Genomic DNA, 16,095 nt, shown 5'->3' on the forward strand with positions numbered 1-16,095 from the left:
TTGTGTCCGCCGGACCAACCGAGACAGGCGACCCCACGCTGTCATTGATAAAGACCGACATTACAGCGCAGGCCGCGCGCGCAAACTGGGTCGGTTATCTGTCCACCACTGGCGTTTATGGCGACGCGAAGGGTGACTGGGTCGACGAAAGTGCACCACTATCCCCAGCAACCGAACGGGGCCGCCGACGCGTCAATGCCGAAGCCGCGTGGGCGGCTATTCCTGATCTGCCACTTCACATCTTTCGGCTTGCTGGCATTTATGGCCCCGGTCGTGGACCGTTTACCAAAGTGCGTGACGGCACCGCGCGCCGGATCATCAAACCCGGTCAGGTGTTTAGCCGCATTCACGTCGAAGACATCGCACAGGTACTTGAAGCATCGATGGCCGACCCGAAACCGGGCACTGTCTATAACCTGTGTGACGATGATCCGGCACCGCCACAGGACGTGATCGCACATGCCGCAACACTGCTAGGGGTGGCGGCACCGCCTGAAACACCATTTGAGCAAGCAGAACTGTCCCCGATGGCACGTAGTTTTTATGCTGAAAGCAAACGCGTGCGAAACGACCGGATCAAATCCGATCTGGGTGTAACGCTAAAATACCCGGATTACAGGGCTGGTCTGGCCGCTGTTTTAGCGGCGGAACGGACCAAACAGTGACAGCCGAACAAGCCGCGCCAAGATCGCTGACCAGTGTTCTTGATACGCTTGATCCTGAAAACCCGGCCACTGGTGCTGATGACACACAGCGCGACGCGCATGACGGGTTAACGATTCAAGCCATGCTTGATCGTGTCGGCGAACGTTCGTTCGGGGCCGCTTTACTTGTGCCGTCTTTGATATTGGTGTCGCCGCTGTCGATCATTCCCTTGATGCCAACCATCGGTGGCTTGGTCATCCTGACGATCTCGATACAGGCTTTCTTCGGCCGGACGCATCTGTGGCTTCCAAAATTCCTCGCCTCCAGACGCTTGACCGGCGATCAATTATCCAAGGCAGTCGGCTATCTCCGCAAACCTGCCGCGTGGCTCGATCGGAACAGCCGTGACAGGCTGCGCTTTCTGTCGGCCCCACCGATGGACCGCCTTGCGCTCTTGGCAGTCATCGTGGTTGCTGCGACATGGCCATTTCTGGAAATCCTGCCTATGTTCACATCGGTCAGCGCAGGTGGCGTGGCCTTGATTGCCTTCGCCCTCATGGTCCGAGACGGGTTCGTCCTTATCGCGGGCTATAGCGTGCTTGGTTTGTCGCTCGCCGTGGTGGTCGCATTGATCAGTGGATTGCTTTAGGCACGCCTCCCAATCGCGGCCACGCTAAGAACATCCAACACCTTCGCTTCGATCTGTTCGGCATTCAAACCTGCAACCTCGTACATCGCTGCCGGGCTCGCTTGATCGATAAAGATGTCAGGCAGAACCATCGACCGATACTTCAGGCCACGGTCAAACACCTCTTCCTCGGCCAAAAGCTGGGCCACATGGCTGCCAAAGCCCCCAATCGCCCCCTCTTCGATTGTGATCAGCGCCTCATGATCCGCCGCCAGTTTGAGAATCAATTCGCGATCCAGCGGTTTGGCAAATCGCGCATCGGCCACAGTCGGCGAAATCCCTTTGGCCTCAAGTACCTCGCACGCGGTCAGCACCTCGCCCAACCGGGTGCCAAAGGACAGGATGGCGACCTTGCTGCCTTCGCGGATCATGCGCCCTTTTCCAATCGGTAAAATTTCACCCCGCTCAGGCATTTCAACGCCCTGACCCTCTCCACGAGGATAGCGGAACGCAATCGGTCCATCGTTATGCGCAACAGCGGTCGCGACCATGTGTTTCAGCTCAGCCTCATCCGCTGCCGCCATAACCACAAATCCCGGCAGGTTGGCCAGATACGCGATGTCATAGCTGCCGGCATGGGTCGCCCCATCAGCCCCAACCAATCCAGCCCGGTCAATGGCAAAGCGGACAGGCAGCCGCTGTATGGCCACGTCATGTACAACTTGGTCATATCCACGCTGAAGGAACGTTGAATACATCGTGCAAAATGGCTTGAGCCCGCCTGCCGCGAGCCCGGCACAAAACGTCACGCCGTGCTGCTCGGCAATACCAACATCAAACGTGCGTGACGGATAGCGTTCAACAAAAAGGTCAAGCCCGGTTCCGTCCGGCATAGCTGCTGTTACAGCACAGACCATCGGATCATCCGCCGCCTCGCGACACAATGCATCGGCAAAGACCTTGGTATAACTAGGCGCGTTCGAGGGCGCTTTTTTCTGCTCGCCCGTGACCAAATCAAACTTCGCACGTGCATGGCCGCGATCCGCCGAATCCTCAGCTGGCGCATACCCTTTGCCTTTTTTGGTCAACGCATGGATCAAAATCGGCCCATCTGCACGATCTTTGACCGTCCGTAGCAAAGGCAAAAGTTGATCCAGATCGTGGCCGTCAATCGGCCCAACATAGGAAAAGCCCAGCGCCTCAAACAACGTGCCACCGACAGCCATGCCCTTGAGCATATCCTTGGCGCGCTTGGCGCCTTCGCGGAATGGTTCAGGCAAGAAACTCACGGCACCTTTTGCGGCCTCGCGCAAATCCTGAAACGGCGCGCCAGCATAGAGCTGTGACAGGTAAGACGACAGCGCACCCACGGGTGGGGCAATGCTCATCTCGTTGTCGTTCAGGATGACGATGAGCCGCTTCTTGAGATGCCCTGCATTGTTCATCGCCTCATAGGCCATGCCGGCACTCATCGCGCCATCACCGATCACCGCAATCGCATCGCCATGCCCGGTGTCGCAATTGCCGCCCAAATCCCGCGCAACCGCAAAGCCCAACGCCGCCGAAATCGAGGTCGAACTATGAGCCGCACCAAACGGATCATACGAAGACTCCGATCGTTTTGTGAAACCGGACAGCCCGTCTTCTTGACGCAGAGTGCCCATGCGCTCGCGGCGCCCAGTCAAAATCTTATGCGGATAGCATTGATGCGACACGTCCCAGATGATCTTGTCTCGTGGCGCGTCGAACACTGCGTGTAGCGCCACGGTGAGTTCAACCACACCAAGGCCAGCCCCCAGATGCCCGCCTGTCCGAGACACATTGGCAATCGTGTCACGGCGCAGCTCGTCGGCCAGTTGCTCAAGCTGAGCGTCGGAAAACCGCTTTAGATCAGCTGGGGAAGAGACCGTATCCAGAAGCGGGGTCTCTGTTGAAAAGGACATGTACCGCGCCTCCGGGTCGCATCAGGTGTCGCGCGAAATAACGAACTGTGCAGCGTCATTCAAGGTTTGCGCCCTATCTCCGAAGGGTGACAAGGCATCACAGGCAGCGTCCACCAGCTCTGACGCACGCCGTTTTGCGCCATCCAGTCCCAGCAACGACACGAACGTGGCTTTGCCCCGGTCCGCGTCTTTGCCCACTGCCTTACCAACGGTAGTCTCATCGCCTTCGACGTCCAGAATGTCGTCGGCAATTTGGAACGCAAGGCCCAGCGCTGTGGCGTATTGCGTCAAAGGCGCCGGATCAGTCTGAGCCAAACGCGCACCCGCCTCTGCCGACCACATGATCAGCGCGCCTGTCTTGCCCGCCTGCAATTCCGTGATCTGATCCAGGGTCAACGGGGTTTCTGCTGTTTCGGCCAAGATGTCCAAGGCCTGCCCAAGGACCATTCCCTTGTGCCCAGACGCGCGTGCGAGGCTCAGCGCAAGATCGGCCCGGACGGCTGCAACGGTATGGCAGGCCGGATCCAGAACCAATTCGAACCCAAACGTCTGTAGCGCGTCGCCCACAAGGACAGCCGTGCCATCATCCCATTTACGGTGCACGGTTGGCAGACCCCGGCGCAGATCGTCGTCGTCCATACATGGCAGATCGTCATGTACCAAACTATAGGCATGGATCGCTTCGATCGCCGCAGCGGGCCAGATTGATTGAGCTTCCGGCACGTCATAGAGCCGCGCACTTTCCATCACCAGAAAGCCGCGAAGACGTTTTCCCCCCGCCACGGCATAGCGCATGCCCTCAATCACCGGGAGGTCAGGACAAGCACTAAGAACACTATCCAGATGCACCCCGATCCGGGCAGCATCGCGGCGCAAAGCGTCAGAGAACATCGGCTCGGTCTTACTCAGGATCGAACGGTGCGGTGCCCGTCGGCTTGCCATCAGCATCCAGTGTGATCGCCGCAACCTTTTCCTGAGCCTCGTTCAGCTTGGCTTCACAGCGTTTCTTCAAGGCCGCACCACGCTCATACAGGAAAATGGACTCGTCCAAAGCCACGTCACCACGTTCTAGCTGACCTACAACCTTTTCCAGCTCGGCCATTGCCGCCTCAAAGCTCATCTCGTCAACGGGTGTGTCGCTCATGACGCGGCCTCCATCAGTTCTTCCACATGCACACGGGCGCTGCGTGCCAACGCAGACAAATCATACCCGCCTTCCAAAGTCGATACGACCCGACCGTCACATAGTTCGGCTGCCAAACCGCACAGCTTTTGCGTCAGCCAACGAAAATCCTCAGTCGCCCACTGCAATTCGGCCAGCGGGTCGTCCTGATGCGCGTCGAAACCGGCAGAGATGATGATCAGTTCCGGTTTGAAATCGCGCAACCGGGGAAACACTTGCGCTGCATATGCCGTACGCATCTCCGTTCCACCAGAGCGAGGTGGAAGGGGAATGTTCAGCACATTGTCATGCGCGCCTTTTTCCGACGGATCGCCAGACCCCGGCCACAGTGGCATCTGCTGACTGGTGATGGTCAACGCGCGCGCCTCATCCCACAGCAAATCCTGCGTGCCATTGCCATGGTGCACGTCGAAATCGACAACCGCCACACGGCTCAGCCCATGCGCCTCAAGCGCGTGTTTCGACCCGATGGCGGCATTGCCAAACAAGCAGAAGCCCATCGGCGTTGCCGTTTCTGCATGGTGACCGGGCGGGCGGATCGCGCAAAACGCATTGCCCACTTCCTCGTCCAACACCATATCGACCGCTTTGACCACCGCGCCCGCTGCGCGCAGTCCTGCGTTGACGCTGCCCGGCGACATCCAAGTATCCGCATCAAGCTGATTGAAGCCCTCGTCAGGCGCGCCGTTCAGGATCGCATCGATATACGTTTGCGGATGCACGTAGGCCAGATGTGCCATGTCCACCAAAGGCGCACTCACACGTTGCAGATCCAGACCCTGCAAGCTGTGCAAAACATGCTCTAACCGCGCCACACGTTCGGGGTGACCGTCCGGCGTAACATGCTCCAGACAATCTGCGTGAGTGATCAATGCCGTCGCCATGGGCGCGTCCCCCTGCTTCTTCTTTTTTCAAATATGCAAAAACCAAACCCGTCAGTCGGGCGCAAGCATATACCCGGCGCCGCGTACCGTTTGCAGGTAGCGCGGCTGCTTTGGATTGTCTTCCAGCTTGCGACGCAAACGCGTGATCTGCACATCGACCGCACGTTCCTGGCTTTGGCCGCGGTCGCGGCCCAGTTCTTCGACCAGTTGGGATCGGCTTAGGGCTTCGCCGGGTTTGGCCGCAAAGACCTTCATCAACTGGATCTCGGTCGAGGTAAGCCGCACAAGATCATCACCACGCCACATTTCTCCACGTTCCGTGTCATAGCGGATTGGCCCAAGGGTCAGGTATTTCGGCGCACCGTCATTGGCCACCTGTTCGGGCATCCGGCGCAATATCGCGTTGATGCGCAGCAACAGTTCTTTCGGTTCGAAAGGTTTGGCAAGGTAATCATCGGCGCCAGCCTCAAGCCCTGCGATGCGATCTTCGGTTTCGGCCCGGGCGGTCAACAAAAGGATCGGTGTGGTTGATGTTTCCCGGATACCTCGCGTCAGGCTAATGCCGTCCTCTCCGGGCATCATCACGTCCAGAACAAGCAAGTCGAAATCCAATCCCGACAGAATACGCCGCGCATGGGCTGCATCACGGGCGGCACTCACAAGAAACCCATTGCGGATCAGGAACTTCTGCAAAAGACCGCGGATACGCTCGTCGTCATCGACAATGAGCAGGTGCGCGTCAGGATCGGCCATGTCAGCGCCCTTCTCTGAGCGCGAGATAGGCGCGTTTCATGTCATCATCCATCATCGCTTCCAACACCGTCTTGAACCCCGCCACAGCCTCTGGACCAGCCTTGCGATAGGCATCCCGCATCCGCGCACGCTGTGCATCGGACAATTGCTGTTCCAACGCCTCTCCAGCCTCGGTCAGGGTCAAATGCCGCTCTCTCTTATCGCTGCGTCCTATGTGGCTTGTCACAAGACCATCTTCGATCAGTGTGCGCAACACACGGTTCAGAGATTGTTTGGTGACACCCAGAATAGCCAACAGGTTGTTAACCGTGGTCCCCGGTGCGCAATGGATGAAATGGATCGCGCGATGGTGCGCCCGCCCATAGGACAGCCCTTCCAGAATGCGATCGGGATCGGCGGTAAAGCCACGATAAGCAAAGAACATCGCCTCGATCCCCTGCCTCAGCTGTTCGTCCGTGAGATACAGCAAGGCCTGCCCGCTTGACGCGTTTTGCGATTGTCCTTCCGCCATAGTCCGTCGTCCAATCCGTCTTTTGGTTGGAATTGAAAATACGTCAGTCTTGTTGACATTCCAAGACTCAAATGGTACCGAATCTCAGTTTTAGCGCAATAATATGTCCGATACGGACCTAATTTGCGCAATTTATGCAAATCCTGGCGAGGAGAATTGAAATGGCCGGAACTTATGATGACCGCGACGGAAAGATCTGGATGGATGGCCAGCTGATCGACTGGCGCGATGCGAATGTCCACATTTTGACCCATGCAATGCACTATGCAAGCTCGGTTTTTGAGGGCGAGCGCGCGTATAACGGCAAGATTTTCAAGTCGCGCGAACATTCGGAACGGCTCAAGCGGTCCGCGGAAATGATAGACTTCGAAATCCCATATACCGTGGATGAAATCGAGGCGGCCAAGAACGCGGTTCTCCAAGCCAACGGTCAGTCGGACGCCTATGTGCGCGCCGTGGCTTGGCGTGGTGCTGGCGAGGACATGGGTGTCGCCTCTGCTCGCAATCCGGTCCGCATGGCCATCGCAACCTGGGAATGGGGCGCCTATTATGGCGACGCCAAGATGAAGGGCGCAAAACTCGACATTTCCAAATGGAAGCGTCCGTCGCCGGAAACGATCCCAAGCCACGCCAAGGCCGCCGGTCTTTACATGATCTGCACCATGTCCAAACACGCGGCTGAGGCCAAAGGGTGTTCGGACGCGATGATGTTTGATTATCGTGGCTACGTCGCCGAAGCCACTGGGGCCAATATCTTTTTCGTCAAGGATGGCGAAGTACACACGCCAACACCCGACTGCTTCCTGAATGGTCTGACCCGCCAGACTGTGATCGGGATGCTGAAAGACAAGCAAGTGAAAGTCCACGAGCGCCACATCATGCCGGAAGAACTTGAAAGCTTTGAGCAGTGCTGGCTGACCGGCACAGCGGCCGAAGTCACGCCGGTTGGCAAGATCGGTGACTATAATTTCGAGGTTGGCTCCCTGACCCGCGATATCGCGGAAGGCTATGAAAAGCTGGTCCGCCTCTAACCTGAACAGACACATTTCAAACGAAAAAGGCCCTGCCAATCTGGCGGGGCCTTTTGCTTGGCGCGGGAGACTCGTTTAAAAGCCTCCCACACATCTCCGGAAAAGCGGCTTTCCCTTTAACCCGGCGACATGCCCCTGAGCTTTTCGGACCGCCGGCGCAGAATTTCGACCGAGGTCAGCAAACAGATCGAGATAGCCACAAGGATCGTCGCAGCCGCAAGGATCGTCGGTGAAATCTGCTCACGCAGACCCGTGAACATCTGCCATGGCAGCGTCTGCAATTCGGCAGAGCCGATGAATAGAACCACAACCACTTCGTCAAACGACGTGATGAACGCAAAAAGACCACCGGAAATCACACCCGGCAGGATCAGCGGCATCTGCACCTTGAAAAAGGTGGTCACCGGATTCGCGCCCATATTCGCCGCAGCACGCGTCAGTGAACGGTCAAAGCCCACAAGCGTCGCGGTCACAGTGATGATGACGAACGGAATACCCAGCACAGCATGGGCCAGAACGATTCCCCAGTAGGTGCCGACCAGACCGATCTTGGAGTAGAAGAAATACATGCCCGTCGCCGAGATGATCAGCGGAACGATCATTGGTGAAATCAGGATCGCCATGATCGCGCGTTTCCCCGGGACGTGGCTTTGGCTCAGACCGATCGCGGCGAGAGTGCCCAAGGTCACAGAGATCAGTGTCGCGACCGGGGCCACCATCAGCGAATTCTTGACCGCGCTAGTCCATTCGGGGTTCGTCAAGAAGTCACGGTAATGCTTGAGCGAATATCCCGCGGGATCAAAGCGCAGCATTTCAGGCGTAAAGGTAAAGAAGTCCTCGGCGTTGAATGACAGCGGCATCACCACGATGATCGGAGTGATCAGGAACACAAAGATCGCGCCACAAATCACACGGAACGAATAGTGCCAAAGCACCTGCCCGCCGGTAAGATACGGCACCAGGTGCGCGCGGTAGCGTCCCATGCCGACCCAGTAAATGAACCAGCCAAAGAACCAGCCGAACAGAGCACCAAGAATAAGCCCCGGCGCGCCGCTGAACAGGAATCCAGCCACAGCGCCTGCCACGATCGTGGCCCAGCGCACCGGCTTTTCCATACCTTCGCCCAGAACTTCCATCGCGACAAAGGCTAAGGCGGCCATGATGATCGCACCTATGATGATGCCCAACAGGCCAGATCCTTGGGCGGTGCCTATGAACAGCCCGGCAAATCCACCAGCGGCCGCCAAGGTGCCCGTTGTGAACCCCATGGGCTTTTTCTCGATCGGTGTGAGAATGGCTTCCGACATGGCTCAGCCCCCCAATTTCACGTTGTCAATGCCGACGATCCGGTCGTAGGCCCAATAAAGTACCAGAACCACAACCAGCAGGATGGACCCCAACGCAGCTGCAAGGCCCCAGTTAAGCGAGCTTGATATGTGGTAGGCGATCCGGTTCGAGATGAAGATACCCGAGGTGCCACCAACAATTTCCGGCGTGATGTAATAGCCAATCGACAGGATGAACACGAGGATCGAGCCCGCGCCGATGCCCGGCACCGATTGCGGGAAGTAGACCCGCCAGAACGTTGTCCAGTTGGTCGCACCCAAAGATTTGGCCGCGCGAACATAGGATTGCGGGATCGTCGACATCACCGAATACATCGGCAAGATCATGAACGGCAGCAGGATATGCGTCATCGCAACAATCGTCCCGAACTGGTTGTTGATCATCGTCAATCGCGCGTCATCTGCGACCATACCCAACCACACGAGGGCGTCGTTGATGACACCTTGTTGTTGCAACATCACTTTCCATGCCGACGTCCGCACCAGAAGCGATGTCCAGAACGGCAAAAGCACGAGGATCATCAGCAGGTTTGCTTTTCTGGCTGGCAGGTTCGACAGCAGATACGCAATCGGATAGCCAAGCAGAATACAGCTGATCGTAATGACCATACTCATAAACATGGTACGCTGGAACAGCAGCCCATAGATCCGCTCGTCTTCGTCGCGCAGCGCAGGGCCGTCAGCTGTCTTCTGCATGTCGACTGAGTTCAGAAAGTATCCCGACGTGTAGGCAGGACTATACGTCTTGATCGTCTGCCAGATTTCCGGCGTCACCCAGTCTTCGTCGATCTCTTCAAAGCCATCGCGAAACGCGATTGTTTCGAAATCCGGGCTCGCGACCAGTTCGTCTGCGGCCTGCAACATGTCGGCGCGCGGACCAGTATAACCGGTAACGTCACCATCCCTAAGGTCTTGGTAAAGCGCTGTATGAACAACCGTCCATGGCTCTTCCTCAAGCGGGCTTTCCTCTTCCTCGGTCTGCATGAAATTCGCGAAGATTTCGTAAGAAGCTGCCGTGCGTGGTAGAATGTCGGCAATGCCTTCGCGCAGTTCGAAGGTCGGCATCGGACCACTGTCTTCACCACCCCAAGCATCCTGCGCGGTGATCCAGTTGGGATCGCCCATCAGTTCCGCCCACGGACGGGCCTCGTCCCAGTTCTCGTCAAGGTCTTCAAACTGATCGAGGTAAACTTCCCCGATATCATCAACACCACGACCCGATTTGCGGAACAACGACGATGCGCCAGTCATCTCGTAGTTCAGACGCGATCCAAGCCGCGTGTGTAACTTGCGCTCGGCGGCGTAAAACACATCATAATAAGCCGCCTCGAACACATCGTCGCCCGGCACCACATCTGAGCCAGCGTCGTAATCTTGAAGCGCATTGACAGTGCGTGGCAGCGTTTCCTGAACAATTTGGTTTTCAACCGACCGGAACAACATGTCCCCGATGGGCGCGATAAAACTGACCAGAACAAAAATCAAAAGCGGCGCGATCAGTGCCAGTGCTCGAAGTTTCTGAGCGCGCAAAGCCCGGTTCAACGATTGCTTGAGCGGTTTTCCGTCTGCCGCAAGAACCGGACCATCGTCCGCCTTGTCGGCTGCACGTAGCGCGTTGTCGGGCGTCGGCCCTGTGATCTTGTCGGGTTCGGTTGCTGCGTCCGTCATGGCTCAGGTGCCCTCGACTAGGATAATTGTGCTTGTAGCGGTGCGACGGCGAATCTCTGCGACCTCCTGATAGGCGGGGTCGTGATACGCGCGCTTTGCTGTCTCGTAATCTTCGAATTCTATGACGACGTGGCGATTCTGCGTCTCGCCTTCCATCGTTTCGGACTGTCCGCCCCGAACAATGAACTTGGCACCAAAGCTCTCAAGGATCGGCGTATCGCGCTCGATGTACTCCTTGTAGGCCTCGGGGTCGTTCACCGTGATATGGCCGATGATATAGCCTTTGGGCATTCTACTGTCCTTTTGGTGCAGACTGGGCAGCACTGCCCAGTCCAAAAGTATTGGGACAGGCCAAAGGGCCTATCCCAAACCCGTTAGGGCTTATTGTGCCAGCCACGCCTGGAACTTCGCGTCGATGTCGTCGCGATAGTCAGCCCAGAACTCGTAGTTGTAGAGGAACGTGTTGGCCGCGTTGTTCGGATCGGTCGGCATATGCGGTGCCATCTCGATACCAAGCTCTGCGTGTGTGGACACCAGCGGTGCCGAAGACGCGCGTGCCGGGCCGTACGAGATATACTTGGCCTGATCTGCCAGACGCTGTGTGTCTGTTGCAAAGCTGACAAAGTCCATGACACGGGCCAGACGATCTTCTGGAAGGTCCGCCGGGATGATCCAACCGTCAAGGTCGAACACCTGTGCGTCCCACATCATGGCAACCGGCTGATCCTGCTCTTCGATGACGCTGAAGAGACGACCGTTATAGGTCGAACCCATGAAGATCTCGCCATCAGCCAAAAGCTGTGGCGTGTCCGCACCCGCAGACCACCAGATCACCTCATCCTTGATGGTGCCCAGTTTTGCCAGAGCCTGGTCCTGACCTTCGTCGGTTTCCAGAACATCGTAGACATCTTCTTTTGCGACGCCGTCACACAGCAGAGCCCATTCCATGTTGTTGATCGGACGCTGCTCAAGCGCACGCTTGCCCGGATATGTTTCCAAGTCGAACACATCACAGATGTCGTTCGGCGCTTCAGCACCTTCCGGAACCATGTCCGTGCGATAGCCAAACGTTGTCGAATACACGATCTGCGGGATAAAGCAGTCAGAGACGATCAGGTCACCGAAGTCATCGCTTGCGTCGGTGCCATCGGGCGCAGGCGCCAGCATTTCGTCGTGATCGACTTCCATCGCCAGACCTTCGTCGCAAAGGCGGATGGCGTCGGAGGCAACGACGTCAACCAAATCCCATGTGACATTGCCCGCTTCGTTCATCGCGCGCAGTTTGGCGACAGCTTCAGCCGAGCTTTCGTCCCAGGATGCGCTGACATCAGGGTTCATCTCGATATAGGGGGCTACATACGCGTTCTGCTGCGACGCCTGATAGGCTCCACCCCAGCTAACGAGCGTCATGCTGTCCGCCATGTCCTGCGCGTGCGCACCTGCGGCGGCAACGGTGAGTGCGCTGGTCGCCAAAAGTGTTTTAGACAGTTTCATTCATATTCTCCCGTTTCGGTCCGCTTAAAATACGTGGCGCTGTGGTCGGACCGAACCAACAACGCCTGTAGTGACACGGGGCCAATCTTTGACCCCGCGACAATTCGTTTATTTGGGTGCATCCAAGGCGCGACAGTCCTCGGGCAACCACCCGATATCGATCTGCGTTCCTGGTTCAAGCCGCACCTGATCCGGCGCGTTTCTCGTCTTGATGACGAACTCGTCGTTTCCGGCCACGCTCAGGCGAGTCCGGAAGATGTCACCCATATAGATGAACTCGAGCACTTCCGCCTTAAGCGTATGTGCCCCTTCTTGAAGACGATCTTTGTTGATTTCGACACGTTCGGGGCGGATCGACACACGGGTGCGTTCCCCGACCTTCGTAACATTGACGGGTTTGGCGTCGATCAGCCCACCATCGTCAAGCTGTACCACACAGGTATCGCCCTTGATCTCGCGGATGACGCCTTCGAGCGTGTTATTTTCCCCAATGAACTGGGCAACAAAGCTGTTCTGCGGCGCTTCATAAAGCTCATCCGGCGGCGCAAGCTGCTGAATGCGCCCGTCATCGAACACGGCCACCCTGTCCGACATCGTCAACGCTTCGGTCTGGTCGTGCGTTACGTAAACAACGGTAATGCCCAGTTTGTGAGCAAGGTCCGTAATTTCGAACTGCATCTTTTCGCGCAGCTGCTTGTCCAGCGCGCCCAGCGGTTCGTCCATCAGGACCAGCTCGGGTTCGAAAACCAAAGCCCGTGCCAACGCAATCCGCTGCTGCTGACCGCCCGAAAGCTGGGCTGGTCGACGTCCGCCAAAGGCGCCCATCTCGACCATATCCAGCGCCCGTTTCACCTTGGCTTCGCGGTCGGACTTGCCGATATTGCGCACTTCCAAAGGAAAGCTCAGGTTTTCCGCAATCGTCATATGCGGAAACAACGCATAGTTCTGAAAAACCATGCCGATCCCACGTTTGTGTGGCGGGATGTTGTTGATCGGTTTGCCATCAAGCCGAATGTCGCCATGGGTCGCTGTTTCGAACCCGGCCAGCATCATCAGGCAAGTGGTCTTCCCCGATCCCGACGGTCCGAGCATCGTCAGAAACTCGCCCTTCGGCATGGTGAGGTTAAGGTCTTTTACGACAAGCTGTACGCCGTCGTAGCTCTTTTGCACTCGTTCAAATTCGACGAACGCGTCACTGTTTGACGTGTCGGGCAAAAACGAACTCCCTGTTTGGTCCACGGATTGCTTCCGCTTGTCTGGATGAAATAAATCGCGTTGCGTCCCATATTGCAACACGGTTGCCCAAGTTTCGCGCCAAGAACGACATTTGCAGGTCTTTTGGGCAGTTCTGGGCCGGAAAGACGGGAAAAATGCCTGCCAAGCAAGAGAAATCAGACATTTCGCTTGGAACAACTGCAGTCACTGGGACTCTCTCTGATGTGATATGGCACGCATCTGACAGAGATAAGGCCAGAGTCACGAAACCCACGGTTGGCGATTCGCGACGCTTTGGAAGCTGATTGTTCCCGGCGTCGGAGAATCCTGCAGCCCCACAGTACCCTCATAAGACTCGTTCCTAAATGGAACGCCTTTAAGTCGCTTGCAGCGAATGACCGCCAGTCAGAGACAATACCCGGTTTTTGCTACGGATTGGCCACAATCCAGTCAAACTCGCCCTCTACACCCTTTGGAAACCAACCCGTGCAATCCCTGTACGGACGTGAATCGGGGTTTTGATGCTTGAATTCGACAATGTGAGCAAATCGTTCTGGACGGGGTCACACCGCAAGGTGATCCTGGATCAGGCGTCGTTCCGCGTCGAATTGGGGCAATCGCTGGGAATTCTGGCTCCCAACGGCACCGGCAAGACGACATTGATCAAAATGATGGCCGGTTTGGAAAAACCCGACGAGGGTGAAATCCGCAAGACCAGCCGGGTGTCCTTTCCATTGGGCTTCATGGGCGGTGTCGTCACCAAACACACCGCGATGGAGAATTCGCGCTTCATCGCCCGTCTCTATGGCCTCGATCCCGACTACGTTGAGGCATATTGCCGGTGGCTCTGCGATCTTGGCGAATATTTCGACCAACCGCTGGGCACCTACTCCTCTGGCATGCGCGCGCGGTTCACGTTTGCGCTGATGCTGGCGCTCGATTTCGACATCTACCTCGTGGACGAAGGGATGCCGACCTACACGGATGTGGAGTTCAATCGCAAGGCAGGTGACATCCTTGCCGAACGGCTGCGCACCACAACAATGATAATCGTGTCTCACCAACCCGAAACGCTGGCAAGATTTGTCAGTAAGGCGGCTGTTCTCATGGACGGCCAGCTGCACATGTTTGACACCTTGGAAGAAGCGAAACAGCTCTATGACTACGAAACCCAAGGCTAAACGCTTTCGCATTCGCCGTAGCGAGTCAGGCCCCGGCAATGGTCAAGTGGCTGCTGCCGGTCACCCAGCTTCGGCCAGCACAGCTGCCGAGGCACCCCAGCCGCGCATCCCGCGGCCAGCAGATGGCGGCGTTGAACAGGCGCTAGTCGCCATTCGCGACGAAGGGCTGACAGGCCGCCAACTTCGCATGGCCCGCCGGATTGCACAGAAACATGGCCTTGAACCCGCCTCGGATTTCGAGGCTGTTTATCTTCTCCGCCTTAAGGGCATAGACCCGTTTCAGCGCGAAAACGCGCTTGATCTCATGGTACCCGCGGCCGCGCAGGAAAAGCTGAAGACACGGGCATCCGACAAGCCGCTCGCCGAACAGCCTCAACTGCCCCAGACCACGTCCGACACTAAAAACCTCCCTGCCACGGACAGCCGGAGCCCGGCGGAGCGGCGTGCGCAGGAGATTATGGCGATCCAGAAGGACATGGCCCGGCGCAGGCGCAGCCGGATGCGGATGTTGTTTGCGCGGCTGGCGGCGTTTGTGTTGCTGCCGACGCTGATCGCGGGCTGGTATTTCTTTGCCGTCGCCACGCCGATGTATGCCTCGAAATCCGAATTCCTGATCCTCAAGGCCGAAACCGGCGGGGGCGCGATGGGCGGGCTGTTTTCCGGCACGCAATTCGCGACCAATCAGGACGCCATCGCGGTGCAAAGCTACCTGACCTCCAAGGATGCGATGCTGCGGCTTGATGAAGACGAAGGCTTCAAGGCGCATTTCTCGCAGCCTGACCTTGATCCGCTGCGTCGGCTTGAACCCGATGCCACGTCCGAGGACATGTTCAAGCTCTATAAGAAATACGTTTAGATCGGCTATGATCCGACCGAAGGCGTGATCCGGATGGAGGTCGCTGCGGCCAACCCGCAAGTGGCGGCCAATTTCTCGACCGCGCTGATCGGCTATGCCGAGGAACGGGTCGACAACCTGTCTGCCCGCAAGCGCGAGAACGCGGTGAAAGACGCCCAGCTGGGTCTGGAAGAGGCCGAAGCTGCGCGTCGCGTGGCGCAGGAACGGCTTGTCCGTCTGCAACAGGACAGCGCCGTGCTTGATCCGCGCGCACGTATCGGATCGTTGCAGGCCCGCATCGAATCCGTCGAAACCCAGCTTCAGGAAAAGAACCTGCAGCTGCAGGCGTTGATGGACAACGCCCGTCCCAACCGCAGCCGTGTCGAAGGCGTCGAGGCCGATATCCGCCGGCTTGATGCCCTCAAGGCTGAGATCAACGCCGAGATGACCGCCGAAAGCGCGGGCGCCGGATCGCTTGCCGAAACGGCTGTGCAGATCCAACTGGCCGAGGCCGATCTGGCGACCCGCGACATGATGCTGGCCGCCGCGTTGGAACGGCTCGACCAAGCGCGCCGCGACGCCGACAGCCAGGCGCGGTACCTCACCACCTCGGTCTATCCGCTCGCGGCCCAAGACCCCAGCTATCCACGTGCGTTCGAGAACACACTGCTGACCTTCCTGATCTTCTCGGGCATCTACCTGCTCATCTCCCTCACCGCGTCAATCCTCCGCGAACAGGTCGCTAACTAAAGCGCCAAGGCGGAGCTTAGATGCTCCG

At 57.5% G+C, this 16,095-nt stretch carries 15 protein-coding genes and 1 pseudogene; 5 read left to right on the forward strand and 11 right to left on the reverse strand.

Annotated features, from left to right (window positions below; genetic code table 11):
* The coding region (locus ACTG4M_RS11325) for an SDR family oxidoreductase (protein ID WP_439123769.1) at positions 1 to 665 on the forward strand (665 nt) is incomplete at its 5' end.
* Positions 662 to 1,294 (forward strand): exopolysaccharide biosynthesis protein, encoded by a 633-nt coding sequence (locus tag ACTG4M_RS11330; RefSeq protein ID WP_439123770.1) that lies wholly within the window; start codon positions 662 to 664, stop codon positions 1,292 to 1,294. The genes ACTG4M_RS11325 and ACTG4M_RS11330, both read left to right, overlap by 4 nt.
* On the opposite strand, the gene dxs is transcribed toward ACTG4M_RS11330, so the two are convergent.
* Genes dxs through ACTG4M_RS11360 form a run of 6 tightly spaced genes read right to left on the reverse strand, consistent with a single transcriptional unit; the run spans position 1,291 to position 6,547 of the window.
* Positions 1,291 to 3,216 (reverse strand): 1-deoxy-D-xylulose-5-phosphate synthase, encoded by a 1,926-nt coding sequence (gene dxs, locus ACTG4M_RS11335; RefSeq protein WP_439123771.1) that lies wholly within the window; start codon positions 3,214 to 3,216, stop codon positions 1,291 to 1,293. The two genes, ACTG4M_RS11330 and dxs, sit on opposite strands and share 4 nt — an antisense overlap.
* A 21-nt stretch (positions 3,217 to 3,237) precedes the next feature.
* Entirely contained in the window at positions 3,238 to 4,107 is an 870-nt protein-coding gene (locus tag ACTG4M_RS11340; protein WP_439123772.1) for a polyprenyl synthetase family protein, read from the reverse strand.
* 10 nt (positions 4,108 to 4,117) lie between these two features.
* Positions 4,118 to 4,360, reverse strand: a complete 243-nt coding sequence (locus tag ACTG4M_RS11345; RefSeq protein ID WP_439123773.1) for an exodeoxyribonuclease VII small subunit — start codon at positions 4,358 to 4,360, stop codon at positions 4,118 to 4,120.
* Positions 4,357 to 5,283: a histone deacetylase family protein gene (locus ACTG4M_RS11350; RefSeq protein ID WP_439123774.1), complete on the reverse strand. Its 927-nt coding sequence runs from the start codon at positions 5,281 to 5,283 to the stop codon at positions 4,357 to 4,359. The genes ACTG4M_RS11345 and ACTG4M_RS11350 overlap by 4 nt, the downstream gene beginning before the upstream one ends.
* A gap of 51 nt (positions 5,284 to 5,334) precedes the next feature.
* Positions 5,335 to 6,036, reverse strand: a complete 702-nt coding sequence (locus ACTG4M_RS11355; RefSeq protein ID WP_439123775.1) for a response regulator — start codon at positions 6,034 to 6,036, stop codon at positions 5,335 to 5,337.
* 1 nt (position 6,037) lies between these two features.
* Complete coding sequence (locus ACTG4M_RS11360; RefSeq protein WP_439123776.1) at positions 6,038 to 6,547, reverse strand: MarR family winged helix-turn-helix transcriptional regulator; 510 nt, start codon at positions 6,545 to 6,547, stop codon at positions 6,038 to 6,040.
* A 161-nt stretch (positions 6,548 to 6,708) separates the two neighbouring features.
* Between ACTG4M_RS11360 and ACTG4M_RS11365 the strand changes: the two genes are divergently transcribed.
* Positions 6,709 to 7,578 (forward strand): branched-chain amino acid aminotransferase, encoded by an 870-nt coding sequence (locus ACTG4M_RS11365; protein WP_439123777.1) that lies wholly within the window; start codon positions 6,709 to 6,711, stop codon positions 7,576 to 7,578.
* A gap of 116 nt (positions 7,579 to 7,694) precedes the next feature.
* Here ACTG4M_RS11365 and ACTG4M_RS11370 read toward each other — a convergent pair whose 3' ends face one another.
* From ACTG4M_RS11370 to ACTG4M_RS11390, 5 genes are all read right to left on the reverse strand, one after another.
* On the reverse strand, positions 7,695 to 8,885 hold the full coding sequence (locus tag ACTG4M_RS11370) for an ABC transporter permease (protein WP_439123778.1): 1,191 nt from the start codon (positions 8,883 to 8,885) through the stop codon (positions 7,695 to 7,697).
* Positions 8,886 to 8,888: 3 nt separating this feature from the next.
* Positions 8,889 to 10,592, reverse strand: a complete 1,704-nt coding sequence (locus ACTG4M_RS11375) for an ABC transporter permease (RefSeq protein WP_439123779.1) — start codon at positions 10,590 to 10,592, stop codon at positions 8,889 to 8,891.
* Positions 10,593 to 10,595: 3 nt separating this feature from the next.
* Positions 10,596 to 10,883, reverse strand: a complete 288-nt coding sequence (locus ACTG4M_RS11380) for a DUF1330 domain-containing protein (protein WP_439123780.1) — start codon at positions 10,881 to 10,883, stop codon at positions 10,596 to 10,598.
* A gap of 90 nt (positions 10,884 to 10,973) precedes the next feature.
* Positions 10,974 to 12,086 (reverse strand): extracellular solute-binding protein, encoded by a 1,113-nt coding sequence (locus ACTG4M_RS11385; RefSeq protein WP_439123781.1) that lies wholly within the window; start codon positions 12,084 to 12,086, stop codon positions 10,974 to 10,976.
* Positions 12,087 to 12,194: 108 nt separating this feature from the next.
* Complete coding sequence (locus ACTG4M_RS11390; RefSeq protein ID WP_439123782.1) at positions 12,195 to 13,301, reverse strand: ABC transporter ATP-binding protein; 1,107 nt, start codon at positions 13,299 to 13,301, stop codon at positions 12,195 to 12,197.
* A 521-nt stretch (positions 13,302 to 13,822) separates the two neighbouring features.
* Between ACTG4M_RS11390 and ACTG4M_RS11395 the strand changes: the two genes are divergently transcribed.
* Both ACTG4M_RS11395 and ACTG4M_RS11400 read left to right on the forward strand, forming a co-directional pair.
* Positions 13,823 to 14,482: an ABC transporter ATP-binding protein gene (locus ACTG4M_RS11395; protein ID WP_439123783.1), complete on the forward strand. Its 660-nt coding sequence runs from the start codon at positions 13,823 to 13,825 to the stop codon at positions 14,480 to 14,482.
* Positions 14,460 to 16,067: pseudogene (locus ACTG4M_RS11400) on the forward strand (capsule biosynthesis protein). Before ACTG4M_RS11395 ends, ACTG4M_RS11400 begins: the two are co-directional and overlap by 23 nt.
* Positions 16,068 to 16,095 lie beyond the last annotated feature (28 nt).

It is taken from the genome of Marivita sp., assembly GCF_965656765.1.
Taxonomy (GTDB): domain Bacteria; phylum Pseudomonadota; class Alphaproteobacteria; order Rhodobacterales; family Rhodobacteraceae; genus Marivita.